Annotated in this window: 16 protein-coding genes and 1 tRNA gene; 11 read left to right on the top strand and 6 right to left on the bottom strand. The window is 35.4% G+C overall.

Going from position 1 to position 17,896, the window contains the following annotated elements; genetic code table 11:
* Positions 1–2: 2 nt before the first annotated feature.
* The gene (gene mukB / locus ACGH4F_RS03070) at positions 3–4,421 is read left to right on the top strand and encodes a chromosome partition protein MukB (protein WP_411589938.1); all 4,419 of its coding nucleotides are present in this window, start codon (positions 3–5) and stop codon (positions 4,419–4,421) included.
* A gap of 288 nt (positions 4,422–4,709) precedes the next feature.
* On the opposite strand, the gene ACGH4F_RS03065 is transcribed toward mukB, so the two are convergent.
* The 4 genes from ACGH4F_RS03065 to secG form a co-directional block, all read right to left on the bottom strand.
* Entirely contained in the window at positions 4,710–5,360 is a 651-nt protein-coding gene (locus ACGH4F_RS03065; protein WP_411589937.1) for a LemA family protein, read from the bottom strand.
* A gap of 400 nt (positions 5,361–5,760) precedes the next feature.
* Positions 5,761–6,249, bottom strand: a complete 489-nt coding sequence (locus ACGH4F_RS03060) for a hypothetical protein (RefSeq protein WP_267352374.1) — start codon at positions 6,247–6,249, stop codon at positions 5,761–5,763.
* Positions 6,250–6,814: 565 nt separating this feature from the next.
* A tRNA-Leu gene (locus ACGH4F_RS03055) sits at positions 6,815–6,900 on the bottom strand.
* 7 nt (positions 6,901–6,907) lie between these two features.
* Positions 6,908–7,255 carry a preprotein translocase subunit SecG gene (gene secG, locus ACGH4F_RS03050; protein ID WP_267361386.1) on the bottom strand — a complete coding sequence of 116 codons (348 nt, stop codon included), beginning with the start codon at positions 7,253–7,255 and terminating at the stop codon, positions 6,908–6,910.
* 179 nt (positions 7,256–7,434) lie between these two features.
* Between secG and thiI the strand changes: the two genes are divergently transcribed.
* The 4 genes from thiI (at position 7,435) to trmL (ending at position 11,652) form a co-directional block, all read left to right on the top strand.
* A complete protein-coding gene (gene thiI / locus ACGH4F_RS03045; RefSeq protein ID WP_267361388.1) occupies positions 7,435–8,883 on the top strand; it encodes a tRNA uracil 4-sulfurtransferase ThiI in 1,449 nt (482 codons plus the stop codon).
* A 140-nt stretch (positions 8,884–9,023) separates the two neighbouring features.
* On the top strand, positions 9,024–9,743 hold the full coding sequence (locus ACGH4F_RS03040; RefSeq protein WP_065558927.1) for a response regulator: 720 nt from the start codon (positions 9,024–9,026) through the stop codon (positions 9,741–9,743).
* Positions 9,744–9,771: 28 nt separating this feature from the next.
* The gene (gene cpxA / locus ACGH4F_RS03035; RefSeq protein WP_411589936.1) at positions 9,772–11,154 is read left to right on the top strand and encodes an envelope stress sensor histidine kinase CpxA; all 1,383 of its coding nucleotides are present in this window, start codon (positions 9,772–9,774) and stop codon (positions 11,152–11,154) included.
* A 12-nt stretch (positions 11,155–11,166) separates the two neighbouring features.
* On the top strand, positions 11,167–11,652 hold the full coding sequence (gene trmL / locus ACGH4F_RS03030; RefSeq protein WP_411589935.1) for a tRNA (uridine(34)/cytosine(34)/5-carboxymethylaminomethyluridine(34)-2'-O)-methyltransferase TrmL: 486 nt from the start codon (positions 11,167–11,169) through the stop codon (positions 11,650–11,652).
* Positions 11,653–11,809: 157 nt separating this feature from the next.
* Here trmL and efp read toward each other — a convergent pair whose 3' ends face one another.
* Positions 11,810–12,376 (bottom strand): elongation factor P, encoded by a 567-nt coding sequence (gene efp, locus ACGH4F_RS03025; protein WP_034882790.1) that lies wholly within the window; start codon positions 12,374–12,376, stop codon positions 11,810–11,812.
* Positions 12,377–12,408: 32 nt separating this feature from the next.
* Between efp and epmB the strand changes: the two genes are divergently transcribed.
* The 6 genes from epmB (at position 12,409) to nudC (ending at position 16,931) form a co-directional block, all read left to right on the top strand.
* Positions 12,409–13,434 carry an EF-P beta-lysylation protein EpmB gene (gene epmB / locus ACGH4F_RS03020; RefSeq protein ID WP_267380890.1) on the top strand — a complete coding sequence of 342 codons (1,026 nt, stop codon included), beginning with the start codon at positions 12,409–12,411 and terminating at the stop codon, positions 13,432–13,434.
* A 200-nt stretch (positions 13,435–13,634) separates the two neighbouring features.
* Complete coding sequence (gene rpmH / locus ACGH4F_RS03015) at positions 13,635–13,775, top strand: 50S ribosomal protein L34 (protein WP_039105005.1); 141 nt, start codon at positions 13,635–13,637, stop codon at positions 13,773–13,775.
* Between the two features lie 11 nt (positions 13,776–13,786).
* Positions 13,787–14,143, top strand: a complete 357-nt coding sequence (rnpA, locus tag ACGH4F_RS03010) for a ribonuclease P protein component (RefSeq protein ID WP_411589934.1) — start codon at positions 13,787–13,789, stop codon at positions 14,141–14,143.
* A gap of 32 nt (positions 14,144–14,175) precedes the next feature.
* Positions 14,176–14,433: a membrane protein insertion efficiency factor YidD gene (yidD, locus tag ACGH4F_RS03005; RefSeq protein WP_267352429.1), complete on the top strand. Its 258-nt coding sequence runs from the start codon at positions 14,176–14,178 to the stop codon at positions 14,431–14,433.
* Complete coding sequence (yidC, locus tag ACGH4F_RS03000) at positions 14,433–16,061, top strand: membrane protein insertase YidC (RefSeq protein WP_267380889.1); 1,629 nt, start codon at positions 14,433–14,435, stop codon at positions 16,059–16,061. The genes yidD and yidC overlap by 1 nt, the downstream gene beginning before the upstream one ends.
* A 63-nt stretch (positions 16,062–16,124) precedes the next feature.
* Positions 16,125–16,931 (top strand): NAD(+) diphosphatase, encoded by an 807-nt coding sequence (gene nudC / locus ACGH4F_RS02995; protein WP_267352368.1) that lies wholly within the window; start codon positions 16,125–16,127, stop codon positions 16,929–16,931.
* A 74-nt stretch (positions 16,932–17,005) separates the two neighbouring features.
* Here the strand turns inward: nudC and ACGH4F_RS02990 are convergent, their stop codons facing one another.
* Positions 17,006–17,776 carry a transposase gene (locus ACGH4F_RS02990; protein WP_411589933.1) on the bottom strand — a complete coding sequence of 257 codons (771 nt, stop codon included), beginning with the start codon at positions 17,774–17,776 and terminating at the stop codon, positions 17,006–17,008.
* Between the last annotated feature and the right edge of the window lie 120 nt (positions 17,777–17,896).

The raw sequence follows: 17,896 nt of genomic DNA, 5'->3' as shown, positions 1-17,896 counted from the left end.
TTATGATTGGACACGGTAAGTTTCACTCATTAACCCTAATAAACTGGAATGGTTTTTTTGCCAGAACATTTGAATTAGATCAACTTGTCACCACGCTTTCAGGGGGGAATGGGGCAGGTAAATCCACAACCATGGCGGCGTTTGTGACCGCATTAATTCCTGATTTAACACTATTACACTTTCGAAACACTACTGAAGCCGGTGCAACATCAGGATCACGTGATAAAGGTTTACACGGTAAATTAAAACCTGGCGTTTGTTATTCCATGCTTGATGTCATTAATTCACGTAATCAGCGAATTATATGTGGTGTTCGATTACAGCAAGTGGCTGGGCGTGATAAAAAAGTCGACATCAAACCTTTTCTATTACAAGGTTTACCTGTTGGCATTAGCCCAACTGAACTGGTAACCGAACGTTTAAATGATAAACAAGCAAGAATTTTATCCTTGCCTGAATTAAAAGATAAAGTCGACACAATAGAAGGCGTTATCTTTAAGCAATTTAATTCAATTACCGATTATCATTCGGTTATGTTTGACTTTGGTGTATTACCTAAGCGCTTACGTTCCTCATCCGATCGTAGTAAATATTACCGATTGATTGAAGCGTCACTATATGGTGGTATTTCAAGTGCGATTACTCGCTCACTTCGTGATTACTTACTTCCTGAAAATAGTGGTGTACGTAAAGCGTTTCAGGATATGGAAGCGGCACTTCGTGAAAACCGAATGACACTAGAAGCTATTCGGGTGACTCAATCTGACCGAGACCTATTTAAACATCTTATCACTGAATCAACCGATTACGTGGCTGCGGATTATATGCGTCATGCTAACGAGCGTCGTGTACATATTGAATCGGTGCTGGGTTTGCGTCGTGATATGTTCAAAACACAAGATTTGCTTATTAGTAACCAGTTCCGCCAAGTTGAAATGGCAAAAGAACTTAAAGAGTTTCAAGATGCACAAAGTGACTTAGAAACCGACTTACAAGCAGCCAATGATCACCTTAATTTAGCGCAAACTGCGCTACGCCAACAAGAAAAAATTGACCGTTATCAAGCTGATTTAGATGATCTCAATTTAAAACTTGAAGAGCAAAATGAAGTTGTACTTGAAGCGAATGAACAGTATCAAACCTATCGAGATCAAGTGGAACACACCGAACACGAAGTGGATGAAATCAAAACGCAATTAGCGGATTATCAACAAGCACTTGATGTACAACAAACCCGTGCCATTCAATATCAACAAGCTTTGCAAGCACTAAAAAATGCTCAATCTTTATGTCAATTACCCAAATTAGGCATAAGCAATATCGAAAATCATTTTGAGATTTTTGAAGAAAAACAAAAAGAAATAACTGATCAAGTGCTTGAAATGGAGCAAAGACTCAGTGTTTCTGATGCGGCGATAAATCAATTTGATCGGGCATATCAATTAGTGGTGAAATTAGTTGGCGATGTTGTTCGTAGTGATGCTTGGCGTGCAGCGAAAGAAGCATTAAGACAATGGCCGTCACAATGTTATCAAGCTGAACAAGCTGAACATTTACAACTCCAACTTGATGAATTAGAACAACGCTTTTTTGAACAAAAAGAAGCCGAATCACTATTAACCCAATTCTGTAAGCGTATTGGTCGCCAAATTGAATATGATCAACTTGACGAGTTAAAACAAGAACTTGAAATACAACTTGATGAAAACGCAATATTTGCCAATGAATCAAGTGAAAAACGAATCGAATTCAGACAAGAACTTGAACAAATTCAATCCAAAATAGCGGATTATCGACAAAAAGCACCAATGTGGATAAAAGCACAAGATGCCTTAATTGCCTTACAAGAGCAAACTGGACAAAGCTTTACCCACAGTCAAGCTGTCACGCAACATATGCAACAGCTACTTGAACAAGAACGCGCATTAGTTACAGAACGCGATCAGATAACGTTCAAACGAAATCAATTAGATATTCAAATTGAACAACTTAATCAACCAAGTGGGGTTGATGATGGTCGTTTATCGGCATTAGCTGAGCGATTTAATGGTGTATTACTTTCTGAAATTTATGAAGATGTCACCATTGATGATGCACCTTATTTCTCAGCCTTATATGGTCCATCACGTCAAGCAATTGTGGTGCCGGATTTGTCGCAAGTTAAAGCGCAACTTGAAAATCTGACCACCAGTGAAGAAGATTATCCAGAAGATATCTATTTTATTGAAGGTGATCCATCCTCATTTGATGATAGTGTTTTTGATTGTGAAGAGATGAATAAGGCTGTATTAGTTAAAACAGGTGAACGCCAATGGCGCTTCTCCAGTTTTCCAAAAGTTCCGTTATTTGGGCGAGCAGCACGTGAAATTCATCTTGAAAAACTATCATTAGAGCGAGATGAACTGCATGAACGTTATGCTAACCTCTCATTTGATTTACAAAAATTACAACGTATTGAACAAAATGTTGGTCAATTTATTGGTGAATATTTATCGGTTGCCTTTGATATCGATCCCGAAGCTGAAGCGCAAAAATTAGCGACAAGACGCAATGAAATTGAACGTCAATTAACATCACAAGAATCGATTGATAAACAAAATCAACAGCAAGTTGCCAATTGTAAAGAGCAATTAGTGACAGTAAACCGATTAGTTGCTCAAATGCATTTACTGGCTGATGATGATTTAGCGGATAGAGTAGATGAATTGCGTGAACAGGTTGCTGAAGCACAAGATGCGGCGCAATACGTCAGCCGTCATCGCCATACAGTTTCTGAGCTTGAACCGTTAGTTGCTGTATTACAAAGTGATCCTGAGCAAAACGAAGCATTACGTGAACAATACAACATCGTTAAAGCACAGCAACACACTATTCGCCAGCAAGTCTTTGCACTTACGGAAGTGATGCAACGCCGGGCTCACTTTAGTTACGAAGATTCAGCTGGAATGTTGAATGAAAATACTGATTTGAACGAAAAATTGCGCGCTCGATTAGAAATTGTTGAAGCACAAAGAACTGAAGCACGCAGTCAAATGCAGCAATATCAAGATAAGTATAATCAATATAATCAAACGTTAGCTTCACTAAAAAGCGCCTTTGAAACTAAACGAGATATGCTTAATGAACTGCATAAAGAAATAGATCAAATTGGTGTGAAAGCGGATGCGATCACTGAAGAACGTGCTCGAGCTCGTCGTGATGAAATTCATCAAAAACTGAATAGTAATCGTCAACATTGTACTTCGCTTGAAAAGCAGCTCATTATGTGTGAAAGCGAAATGACCCAAATGCAAAAACGACTTGCTCAAACACTGCGGGATTATAAACAGCTTAAAGAACAAGTTGTTGAAGCCAAAGCAGGGTGGTGCTTAGTATTACGTCTAGTTAAAGAAAACAGTGTTGAACGCCGATTACATCGTCGTGAGCTAGCTTATTTAAGTGCAGATGAACTACGTTCAATGTCGGATAAAGCGTTAGGTTCATTACGTTTAGCGGTCAATGACAACGAGCACTTACGTGATGTATTAAGACTATCCGAAGATCCAAAACGACCAGAACGCAAAATTCAATTTTATATTGCCGTTTATAAACATCTTCGCGAGCGAATTCGCCAAGATATCGTCAAAACGGATGACCCAATTGAAGCCATTGAACAAATGGAAATTGAATTATCACGCTTGACCGAAGAATTAACTTCACGTGAGCAACAGTTAGCGATCAGCTCAAAAAGTGTAGCAAATATTATCCGTAAAACTATTCAGCGTGAACAAAACCGTATTCGTATGCTTAACCAAGGTTTACAAGCGGTGGCATTTGGACAGGTGAATGGCGTACGATTAAATGTCACGATTCGTGAAGCTCACTCATCACTGTTAGCGGCATTAGCAGATGACCAGAACGAGCATCAAGATCTCTTCAGCAATAACCGCATAACCTTCTCTGAAGCGTTAGCAAAACTTTATCAACGTTTAAATCCTCATATCGATATGGGACAACGAACCGCACAAAACATTGGTGAAGAATTACTTGATTACCGCAATTATCTAGAAATGGACGTTGAAGTTAATCGGGGTGCAGATGGTTGGTTACGTGCTGAAAGTGGTGCATTATCAACCGGTGAAGCAATCGGTACCGGTATGTCAATACTATTAATGGTTATACAAAGTTGGGAAGAAGAATCCAAACGCTTACGTAATAAAGATATCTCGCCATGTCGTTTATTATTCTTGGACGAAGCCGCTCGACTTGATGCCAAGTCTATTGCCACACTCTTTGAACTTTGTGAACGGTTAGAAATGCAGCTTATTATTGCTGCACCTGAAAACATTAGTCCAGAAAAAGGGACAACCTACAAACTGGTACGTAAAGTGATCAACAATCAAGAACATGTTCATGTGGTTGGATTAAAAGGCTTTGCATAACGGAATACTGGATTGATTTATACCACCTCTTTATTGATGAAAGTCGATAAAGAGGTTATTGTCTGATATTAAATTCCTCAATTAGCTTTTAATAAAAAGAATATCAAAATTGACTAGGTACGGGTTAACAATATCCAGAAGAGTGTTTTACCTTCATTTTTGAAACCTACAACTATAGAATGCTGAAAATATAATTAATTGTGATGAAAAACAAAAAATTATTTTAAATGAAGATTACCTTGTTATTCTGATAAAACAACAAGGCTGTCGGTGTAAAAATAGGATTAACTAATTTTGTTGATTGGACTGATTATCTTCTGAGTTATTATTTGTTTTTTCTTTAATTTTTTTTACCCTTCCTGAAGCTACTGAGGCCATTCTACCAATTGTGTCTCTTAATATTTTACCATCGTCGGTTTTAAACGATACTTGTTGTTCAGTACCATTTTGATCCATTTCAAAATAGGCCGCTTCACCAAATCCTAGTTTACTAGCATAGAATAGATGAGGAACACTACCGCGAGTGGAATTATATACTTGTACTGCGGCATTATAAGCTTCTCTTCGTATCAGAACGGAGTTTTCAATTTCATCTAATTGAACCATTAATTGTTGGTAAGTTGTATTGGCTTTTAAATCAGGATATCGATTAGCTAACATTTGAACATTCCCTAAGATCTGAGAAGTCTGTGATGTGCGGGTAGCTGCGTTGCTAATGCTGTCACTTTCAGTAATGGTAAAGTGTGTAAGCTTTTCGTGATTCCCATAGCTCGAAGCAATATCAGAAAGTCGTTGTGCTATATCTTGTCTCTTTTTGACCGTAGCATAAATATTAGCCTGTGTCTGCTTAACATTTTCGGCTAAACCACGTAGTTTATTATAGGCAAAGAATAACCAACCGGTGATAAAAATTAGAATAATAATAATAGTTGATAACATACATATCCTTATTAAATATCCAATAACTCTTATGTCTAACTATAAGATTGTTAAATTGATGATGCAAATTAACATAAAAATACAATTTTAACAACTAGTTGTTAATTATAAAATTTTTGAAACTGATTAAGTTTTAAGGAAAATTTAGATATTCACATAGGATATTTCTTATTTTAGTTATCGCCATTATCATTGATTTGTAAAGATAATTTTAGAAATGCTTTTTTAGTAAACTAACGTGAGTTTTCAATACAAATCGAGTTAGAAGAATAAAATTCTAATTTGTGGTGACCGATTAAATTTCATTTTTAAAGAAAAATATAAGTTAATATAATTAAAAAGCAAATTATCGATTTGCAAATCCTTATTATATTAACTTATTTGCTATCATTATTTTGAATTAATAATTACTCAAATCTGATTGCCAAAGGATATACGGATCATAATCATCATCCCCATCTGGTAAAGCTCCTGTTTTTGGCGCCTGTGTAAAATCGGTTTCAGCTAATTGACCATTATCGAGATACTCTATTTTCCATATCAATAAATTTTTTCTACTTTCGGGTTTATCAAGGTTATAACTAATATGAGAAAGTGAATTATGATAAATAATTTGTCGCCAGCAAGCATCAGAATTTTTAATACAGTATTTGATACTAATTGGCTGATATTTTTTTCCATCTTTCAATAACACGGGTATGGCTTTTTGTTCTTGGCTATCAACAAAAAATGACAAAGAAAGATTATCGGCTAAATGAGCTTTATATTCAGTATAATCGGTATTTGTTTGTGACTGAGGTTGTTTTTGGAAACTATTTTGACTTTCATCTGCATAACTATTACTACCATACAAACTACATAAGAATAATATAGGAATGAATTTTTTCATGATATATTCCATTGTTTGGTTTAGTAAATTGGATTAAGTAATATAGCCAAATGATTAAAGGCTAATAGAAAAGCTATAACAAAAAAATTAGTTATAGCGTACTTAATAGAATAGCTTAAAAAGAAAATAATATGTAGTCATTTCTTGTTAGTGTAGTGATAACATAAGAAAAATTAACCAGTATTAACAAATATTAATCGCAATTTAAAAAAAGAGAATAATTTAAGTGATTAAGCCCTATACCAACCAATAGATTAACCTTATTCAAAAGCAAAGGAATAAAAATAATCAAACCAAATTAAACTCAAAACTAAATTGTTGCTGTCTGATAACGAATAATCTTTATCTTATAATTTAATTGTTTTGATTTGAGTAACTGTTAATAGGACAGTTATACAAGCCATCGTTATACGATTTTTAGTTATATGAGATAAGTATACCTAAATAATGTGGTTGTAAATGTATCTTATGAACGCTTGAAGAATAGCAAACTAGGCTTTAAGGCTTTTTTTACTAGCTTTGATGTGTTTTAAAGAATTTTGAAGAATGTTGCTGATTATTGAATTGGTGCCGTGGGCGGGACTTGAACCCGCATGCCCTTAGAGCACTACCCCCTCAAGATAGCGTGTCTACCAATTTCACCACCACGGCGCCGTAATTAATTTGGAATATCCGATGTCGGATTATCATTTGTTGTTTGTTGTGTTGCTTGTTCGCTTGTATTTTGTTGTGTTGTCACAGGCGTACTTTCATTCACATCAATGTGACTGAATTTACTGGTACCGACCATGTTAGATAACACAATGCTTAATGCAAAGAATAGCACACCTAAAACGGTAGTTGTACGTGTTAAAAAGTTACCACTGCCTGATGAACCAAATAAGGTTGCAGATGCACCTGCCCCAAATGAAGAGCCCATTTCAGCACCTTTACCACGCTGTATTAATACTAGTACAATTATTGCTAAAGCAATAACCAAATAACCTGCTATTAAAATTCCGTACATTTTAACCTGTCACTTTTTAAGTGTTATACAACAAAAATTTATAGATGCGGAATATTAGCGAAAGTGTGACAAACAAGCAAGTATATTTTCTTATTTTCTGTATTTATCGTAATCAATTGTATGTTTCCGGGGTAAAAATCAGTATAATGTCGCCATTTTTATTATAGTATCGTTGTTTTATGAAATTTATTGTTAAGCTGTTTCCTGAAATTACCATTAAAAGTGAATCTGTTCGTTTACGTTTTATAAAAATATTGACCAGTAATATTCGTAACATTTTGAAACGTCATATTGAAGACGTTGCGGTTATTCGTCATTGGGATTTTATTGAAGTCCGTCCAAAAGTTGCCAACAGTGAAGCGCAAATTCTTAATTTATTAATCCGGATTCCCGGTATTCATCATATTTTAGCGGTCGATGAGCTGCCTTATGTGGATATTCACGACATATTCGAAAAAGCATTGAATTACTATGCGCCGTTAATCGAAAACAAATCATTTTGTGTACGGGTTAAACGTCGAGGAAAACATGATTTTACCTCGATTGATGTTGAGCGTTATGTCGGTGGGGGGCTTAATCAATATGTTGCTTCATCTAAAGTGAAATTAACTCGCCCTGACATTACCGTTAATTTAGAAATTGATAAAGATAAGTTGTTGCTTGTTAAAGGTCGATATGATGGTATTGGTGGGTTTCCAACAGGCACACAAGAAGATGTGATTTCGTTAATTTCAGGCGGTTTTGATTCTGGTGTGTCAAGCTATATGCTTATTAGACGTGGCTGTCGTGTTCATTATTGCTTTTTTAATCTTGGCGGTAAGACACATGAAATTGGTGTTAAACAGATGGCGCATTATTTATGGGAGCGTTTTGGGAGTTCGCATAAAGTCCGTTTTATTGCTATCGATTTTGCCGACGTGGTAGGTGAGATTCTTGAAAAGGTGGATGACGGTCAAATGGGCGTTATTCTTAAACGAATGATGATTCGAGCTGCCTCAAAAATTGCTCAGCGCTATAAGGTCGAAGCGTTAGTGACTGGTGAGGCTTTAGGGCAAGTCTCAAGTCAAACTTTAACCAATTTACGCTTAATCGATAATGTCAGTGATACTTTAGTGTTACGTCCTCTTATTACGCATGATAAAGAAACTATTATTAATCTTGCTCGTCAGATTGGAACGGAAGATATTGCTAAAACGATGCCAGAATTTTGTGGTGTGATTTCGAAAAGTCCAACCGTGAAAGCAGTAAAAGAAAAAATTGAAGCCGAAGAGTTGAATTTTGATTTTTCTATTTTAGATAAGGCGGTTGACGAAGCTGAAAATATCGATATCCGCGAAATTGCTAAACAAGCCGATACAACTATCACGCAAGTAGAAACTGTTAGTAAACTTAATGATGAACATGTGGTTATTGATATTCGTTCCCCAGATGAACAAGAAGATCAGCCTCTTGAATTAAGCGATGTTGAAGTTAAGCTTATTCCATTTTATAAGTTGGCCACTCAATTCGGCGATTTAGATCAATCTAAGCAATATTTACTTTATTGTGCTCGAGGTGTAATGAGTAAATTACAGGCTTTATACCTTATTGAACAGGGTTTTTGTAACGTTAAAATATTTAAAGAATAAAATTGCTAAGAATTTTGTATATTGTTAGCACTTTTTGCATATATAATAACGGTAAGGAAAAAATAAAAGCTATATCAATAATAGGATTAATTTTAATTAAAATATAAATATTATGAATCAATAGGATTAAGAGGGTTGTAATGAACAAATTACTTGTAGTTGATGATGATCCAGAGATAGCCTCGTTGTTGTGTGAATTATTAGAATTAGAAGGATTTGAAGTTGTAACAGCTAATAATGGAGTACAGGCTTTAGATAAGTTTGATAATACCATTGATCTTATATTACTTGATATTATGATGCCTGAAATGAATGGATTAAGTGTTTTATCTCAACTTAGAAATAAATACACGGTTCCAGTTATTTTTTTAACAGCTAAAGACAACGAGTTTGACAAAATTATTGGACTTGAACTTGGTGCAGATGATTATATCTTGAAACCATTTAATGATAGGGAGTTAGTTGCGCGGATTAACGCACTATTACGTCGTAAACGTTGGGATAATTTAGTTGGTGGCTTTGGTGAGAAGTCTCTTCAATATACGATTGATAAATTAACCGTTAATCGAAAGCAACAATCTGTTTCTTTTGATGACAAATATATTGAATTAACAGGCACCGAATTTCAAATATTATTAAAACTTCTTGAAAATGCAGGAAAAATAATTTCTCGTGATACCTTGAGTGAAACAGTGCTTGGTAAAGAGTTTATTCCTCTTGCGCGTTCAATTGATGTTCATGTTTCTAATTTACGTAAGAAGCTTCCACCCCGTAGTGATGGCTTACCGTGGATTAAAACATTGCGATCTAAGGGCTATCTATTTGTCGTAGATCAGAATGATGATCTGTTACAAAGTTAGATGTTGTTTATTAAAAAGGTAAGAAGATATGTGGATTTTTGATCGTCTGACTATCCGAATATTCACTATATTCTTACTGACAATAGCTTTTTTTTTGATGCTGATTATCGTTTTGCCGACTCTGGATTCCCGAAATTTAACTTATTTGGCGAATAAAGAAAAAGAAACTGGCAATATACTCGCTAATCAGCTCGAAAAAGAGCTAATCAATGTTCCTAAAAATAGTTTTCGTTGGTGGATGCGTTTTATTGTTGTTATGGATAATCATCAAAAATCCGAACAATTCTTATTTATCTTAACACCCAATGAGCAAATCATAACCGCAGATACTAAAAACATAGATTTAGTAAAAAACTTTAGTGAAAAATCTCATAATGTTGATGATCCTGCTAAAAAGATTTATGGTTCGCAAGAAATCATCGGTCCATTTCTGGTTAATTACGCTAAAGAGCAATATAAATTGTATGTTTTACAACCAGCATCGGATATTCAATCGCAGTTTGTTAGCCTTATCTTCGATCATCCCTTTTTGTTGTTAGCATTAACGATGTTAATTAGCTCGCCATTTTTACTTTGGTTATCTTGGAGTATCGCAAAACCAGCAAGACGTTTAAAAAGTGCAGCTGATCAGGTTGCTAAAGGTAATTTACAAGAGTGGCCAGATCTCGAAACAATTGGTTCTTCTGAGTATAAAGCAACAGGTGCAAGTTTTAACCATATGTTACGGGAACTGAAACGAATGCAAGAATCTCAGCAACGTTTGTTTTCCGATATCTCTCATGAATTACGAACACCATTAACACGTTTACAGCTTGCCGCATCATTATTGCGTCGTAAGCAAGGCGAAGGCACAGAAGTCACTCGTATTAATAATGAAGCCTTAAAACTCGATGCCATGATTGGAGATTTATTATCATTAGCCAGACATCAATATGATAATAATGAGATTCGGGAATTAAATAGTATTAATGTGTTATTTAAGCAAGTACTTGATAATGCCACATTTGAAGCAGAACAAATTGGAAAAGATTTCTTAATTATGAATCCACCCAGCAATCAGACTATTTTGTGTTATCCAGCGGCGTTATGTAGTGCGCTTGAAAATGTAATACGCAATGCTTTTCGTTATTCAAATCATAAAATTGTGGTGGATTTTGTTGCGCATCATAAACACCTAACTATTACTATTGACGATGATGGGTTAGGGGTGGCAGATAATGAATTAGAACAGATCTTTAGACCCTTTTATCGTACCAGCGAAGCACGAGATCGTGAATCAGGTGGGACAGGTTTAGGTTTAGCTATTGTTTGTAATGCGATTACACGAGACCACGGAACTGTTAAAGCAGAGAAAAGTCCGTTAGGGGGACTAAGAGTTGTGATAGTATTGCCTATCCAAAATAAAAAATAGAAGAGAATTGTTGTGTCTAAAGCGCCATTAAATATTGTTTTGTTCGAACCCGAAATTCCTGCTAATACAGGTAATATTATCCGTCTTTGTGCAAATACGGGCTTTAATTTACATATTATTGAACCAATGGGATTCTTTTGGGATGATAAAAAACTTAGGCGTGCAGGATTGGATTATCAAGAGTTTGTCGATGTAAAACGTTATAAAAATATTCATCATTTTTTAGAATCAAATCAACTTGATTTAGCCACCCAAGTTTATGCATTAACCACAAAAGGGCAAAAGTCACATAGTGAAGTTAGTTATAAACACAATGATTTTTTGATGTTTGGCCCAGAAACACGGGGATTACCAGCTTCTATACTTGATGCGCTTCCACAAGATCATAAAATTCGCATTCCTATGTTAGCCAATAGCCGTAGCATGAATTTATCTAACTCCGTTGCGGTGGTAGTTTATGAATCATGGCGACAATTAGGTTATATCGGTGCTAAATAACTATTAGTCGTTGTTTGAAAAACTGGAAATGAAGGATAAAAAAGAGTTTAGATATTTTATCAATGTTAACAAGTAACTTTGTGAGCGTTGTTTGGAATATAGCTAGACTATTTAAGCCTCGCTATATTCTTTCAATCGTTAAGATACTTAACCGATTTTATTTAACACGTGAAACGTATTCGCCTGAACGTGTATCAACTTTAAGTACTTCACCAATTTGTACAAACAGTGGTACACGGACAACAGCACCAGTTGATAATGTTGCCGGTTTACCGCCAGTTCCTGCTGTATCACCTTTTAAACCTGGATCTGTTTCGATAACTTCAAGTTCAACAAAATTAGGTGGGGTAACGGCGATAGGTTGTCCGTTCCATAATGTTAAGATACATTCTGCTTGATCAACTAACCATTTAGCGTTGTCTCCAACCGCTTTCGCATCAGCAGATAATTGTTCAAATGTGTCGTTATTCATGAAGTGCCAAAATTCACCGTCGGTATATAAATAAGTTAGATTCATATCGACAACATCGGCAGCTTCAACTGATTCACCTGATTTGAACGTTTTATCAACGGTTTTACCAGAAAGTAATTTTTTAATTTTAACGCGGTTAATTGCTTGCCCTTTTCCGGGTTTATAAAATTCGTTTTCAACAATTACGCACGGCTCACCATCTTGCATTATTTTAAGACCGGCTTTAAACTCATTAGTACTATAAGATGCCATAAAAGCTCCAACTATCATTCTGAATTACAAAAATGAGCCATATTATACAGCAAAAAGTTGAACTACCAAATAAAGATGACTGGATTTTTGATCTTGCTAATGTTGTGACCGATATCAAGCAACTTTATTGTTATTTAGATTTGGATCCAGATACGATTTCTATATCAATGAAACAAGCGAAAAAACAGTTTCCGCTTCGAGTTCCTATGGCTTTTATTCATCGAATGAAGAAGGGTGACTATACGGATCCGCTATTGTTACAAGTGCTTTGTAATGATAATGAAATGATTGAAGTTAGTGGTTTTAGTGCCGATCCGTTGCTAGAACAAGATAACGCTATTCCGGGATTATTGCATAAATATCACAATCGAGCCTTGTTGATGACTAAAACGGCGTGTGCGATTAATTGCCGTTACTGTTTTAGGCGACATTTTCCTTATCATGAAAATCAGGGTAATAAAAAAAATTTAACGGTTGCATTAGATTATATTGCGAATCATCCAGAACTTGATGAAATCATATTATCTGGTGGTGATCCATTAATGGCTAAAGATCATGAGTTGGATTATTTAATCAGTGAATTAGAAAAAATTAAGCATGTTAAGCGGCTACGCATTCATACCCGTTTAGCGGTAGTGATTCCTTCTCGTATTACCGCTACACTTTGTCGACTTTTTGCTAAAAGTCGTTTACAAATTGTTGTTGTCACGCATATTAATCATCCTAATGAAATTGATGATGATGTGTCACAAGCGGTTAATCAATTAAAGCAACATAATGTGACCGTTCTTAATCAAAGTGTGTTATTGAAAAATATTAATGATAATGTGACGACGTTAGCACAATTGAGTAATAAGCTGTTTGATAATGGTATTTTGCCTTATTACATACATTTATTAGATAAAGTACAAGGTGCCGCTCATTTTTTAGTAGAAGACAAGCACGCTAAACAATTAATGAAGCAGTTATCTGAACAGGTATCGGGTTATTTAGTTCCTAAATTAGCACGTGAAGTCGGCGGTGAAAAAAGTAAGCGAGTCCTAACTTTTAATGATTAATTTATTCGAAATTAAAGGGTGACATGATATCTGATACTTACGGCAGTGATGACTATTTTAGGTTATTTTTATATCATTTATCTTTTAAAATCTCATTGACGAAAAATAAAATAGCCTCTATAATTCCGACCTCTTTAATTAATGCTGTGGAGTTTTTACTCTACAACTTGTTGATAAATTAGATTTGGATATAAATCGTCATGAAACGCACATTTCAACCATCAGTATTAAAACGCAACAGAACTCACGGTTTCCGTGCACGTATGGCTACTAAAAACGGTCGTCAAGTTCTTGCTCGCCGTCGTGCTAAAGGCCGTGCTCGTTTAACTGTTTCTAGCTAATTTAAAGTTGAGTGACTAAACTCACTTTTCCTCGGGAGTTGCGCTTGTTAACTCCCTTTGATTTCAATTATGTTTTTCAAGAATCCACACGAGCGGGATCGCCTTTCCTTACGCTAATTACTCGTAAAAACCAGTTATCGCATCCACGTTTGGGATTTGCTATAGCTAAAAAGCAGGTTAAGCGAGCACATGAGCGTAATCGGATCAAACGACTTGCTAAAGAGTATTTCCGTCATCATCAACATCAATTACCTAACATTGATTTTATTTTAATGGCGAAGCAACCTGTTATAGAATTAGATAATCAACAACTTTTCGCTACATTAGATAAACTATGCCAAAAAATTGTCGGCAAACACCAAATTTGAACAAAATTTTATTGATTATCAAACAGCATGTAATGGCTTGTAAATTATTGATAATAAATATTTTTGTTTTAATGATTCGTGTTTATCAAAAAGTCATTAGCCCTTTATTTGGTCCAAAATGTCGCTTTACCCCAACGTGTTCTCAGTATGCAATAATTGCGCTAAGACGCTTTGGATTATTAAAAGGAGGTTGGCTAACAGTGAAACGTGTATTAAAATGTCACCCTTTACATGAGGGAGGAGAAGATCTTGTTCCTCCTAATATTAAAAACAATAGAGAAAAACACTAATGGGATCTCAACGTAATATTTTAGTTATTGCTTTACTTTTTGTATCGTTTTTTATTTGGAAGGCTTGGGAAGAGGATCATGCCCCTAAACCACCTATTACCAATCAAATGACACAACATGTTAGTGATAATGATTCGAATGATGCTTCACTGCTTGGTAAGAGCATTATTGTCAAATCTGATGTTCTTTCACTTACCATTAATACTTATGGCGGTGATGTGCAAGCGGCTCAATTATTAAAATATGAGCAGACTCTCCATTCAGGTACACCTTTTCAATTGTTAACCTCACGTCCTGATTATGTTTATATTGCCGAAAGTGGTTTAACCGGTAAAGATGGCCCTGATAATGCGACGCAAAACTCTCAACGTCCTGTTTATCAAACAGCGCAGACCGAATATACGTTAGCTGACGGGCAAGATGAACTGCGCGTACCGCTCAGTTATCAAATCAATGGCGTGAAATACACTAAATATTATGTGTTACATCGTGGCAGTTATGCAATTGATGTTGAGTACGCAATTGATAACCAAAGTTCAACGTCTGTTGAAGTTGCGATGTATGGGCAGTTAAAACAGACTATTGAGTTACCTCATGATGCCGTGACTGAAGGCGGTGGTGGATTAGGGCTAAGTGCTTTCCGTGGTACGGCTTACTCTAGCGCTGATACAAATTATAGCAAATACAGTTTTGATGATATTAAAAATAAAGCGTTATCTATCGAAACAACAACAGGCTGGGTCGCGATGTTGCAACACTATTTTGCATCGGCTTGGGTTCCAACACAGGATCAGAAGAATTTATTCTATTCTCGAGCTGCAGCGAAGAATTCGCAAGCAACCATTGGTTTTAAAGGTGAATCCACGACAGTGCAAGCAGGCAGTACGCAAACGATTAGTGCAAAATTGTGGTTAGGGCCTGAAATTCAAAGCGAATTAAAGCAAACAGCAAAACATCTTGATTTAATTGTGGATTATGGTTGGTTATGGTTCTTATCTCAACCTCTATTTTATTTATTGAAATTTATCCAAAGTTTTGTTGGTAATTGGGGAATTGCAATCATTGCTATCACGTTTATCGTTCGTGGTATTTTATTCCCATTAACACGTGCGCAATATCGCTCAATGGCTAGAATGAAGTTATTACAACCTCGTTTACAAGCGTTAAAAGAGCGTTATGGTGATGACCGACAAAAAATGGGCATGGAAACCATGGCGCTTTATAAGCAAGAAAAAGTGAATCCGTTAGGGGGTTGTTTACCACTATTGATTCAAATGCCAATTTTCTTGTCATTATTCTATATGTTAGGTAATAGTGTCGAACTCCGTCATGCGCCATTTGCCCTTTGGATTCATGACTTATCAGCACAAGATCCATATTATATTTTACCGTTATTAATGGGTGGGACAATGTTCTTAATTCAAAAGATGTCACCAACACCTGTCACAGACCCATTACAACAAAAATTGATGACCTATATGCCATTAATCTTTACAGTATTCTTCTTATGGTTCCCATCTGGCTTAGTTTTATACTATATTGTCAGTAATTTATTTACGATTGCGCAGCAACGTATTATCTATTGGGAATTAGAGAAAAAAGGTCTTCACGAAAAGAAAAAGAAATAATGAGAATTTGAAGGAGGAGTAAAATCCTCCTTTTTCGTATCTGTTTTTGAGTATTAATTAATTATGAATATACAGCAACAATTACATTTAACCGGAGATGAAAAGGGATATTGGTTTGTTAGTCAAAATGGGCGTCTATGGTTACCGAATGGTAAAGTGCCGTTTGGACAAGCAAACGAACTGGGTTTTACTCAAGAGCTTGCACAACCAATCGGTGAATGGAATGGACAAACGGCTTGGCTTATTTGCAAGCAAATGAAAAACTCTATGAGTTCTATTCGATCTTTGCTTACCTATGAAGCCGATCAATCATTATTCCATATGGCAGGGCGAGCAGTTCAATTATCTGAATTTTATCGTTCTCACAAGTATTGTGGCTATTGTGGAAGCAAGATGTATATCAGTAAGACGGAATGGTGTTGTATGTGTGATAACTGTAAAGAGCGTTATTATCCACAAATCTCACCTTCTATCATTGTTGCTATTCGAGACAAAAATAAAATTTTACTTGCAAAGCATGTTCGTCATAATCAGGATGATTTATATACTGTCTTGGCGGGATTTACTGAAATTGGCGAAACAATGGAAATGGCCGTTAAGCGAGAAGTTTTCGAAGAATCCAAGATACAAATAAAAAATATCCGTTATGTGGCATCACAACCGTGGCCATTCCCTAATTCGCTAATGATGGCGTATTTAGCTGATTATGACAGCGGAGAGATACAAATAGATAAAAACGAATTAGTTGATGCTGGTTGGTATCATTATTCCAATCTTCCTAAAATCCCAGAATATGGCACAATAGCAAGACGGTTAATCGAAGATACTATTGCGCTATGTCGTGATTACGATAAATTTGGTGAAGATTAAAGTTGTTTTATCTGTTTAATGAATATTTTTAAGTTTAAACGTTTTCATTTTGTTTTCTTAAAAATATTCATATTTTAGTGACGGCTACACCATACCGCTAATGCATTACAATCCCAGTTTTTCATCATGTCACACCATGCAGAACGCCAACGTCTGACAGTGTTACTGCTAAAATTCATCTTTTTTTCGATTTGTAAATTATTTTCACCTGATACTAATAAATCGATAAATTGTAACCATAAGTCTGCTCTAGGTAATTTATTTAATTGGGTATCACCTAAAATATTAAAACTTTGTCGGCAACGTTTACATCGATAGCATGTTCGTGTTCCGACTTTGATTGTTTCTGATGATCCACAATGGAGACAAGTAGGCGTTTTTTCATTGAGTAATGCCATTATTTTGGTGTTTATGACTTGATGTTGTTCTTCTAAGGTTGTGGTGATTTTGGCTTGTTTATTATCGGTATACCACCTGTATAAACAAGTATAATTTATTTTTAAATATTGAATGATTGCATGATCACGTCGTATAACTTTTTCAAGTGAACATGCTAATTTTTTGGCAATATATTGATAGCTTTTATTTTTTATACGGTAAGTGAATATTATTTCTAACCAATTAAATGGTGTCAAACGATTGAAAGGAGTATTCGTCGCCGCGGTAGAATACTTATTGCATGCTTTACAACGATAAGTGTTAGTCGGGTTTGTCCGAATCAAATAAAAATCGCTTTTACCACAAAATGGACATGCTTCAAAACGTTGCAGAGTTATTCTTCTTAAGTTATGAAGAAAATTATTAAGATCATTGTGTAATTCAGATGGAACTAATTCATAAATCATTTATTACTCCCTAATCACTTGCTATCACAAATATTATCAGATATTTAGCTTAACAAGTAGGTGAGCTAACACTTTTTTACATTATTCTGATTTGTAAATTTTGAAGTTTTTTTAAGAAAT

It is taken from the genome of Gilliamella sp. CG35, from assembly GCF_046635745.1.
GTDB classification, from domain to species: Bacteria; Pseudomonadota; Gammaproteobacteria; order Enterobacterales; family Orbaceae; genus Gilliamella; species Gilliamella apicola_I.
This window is presented reverse-complemented; position numbering and strand designations above follow the sequence as displayed.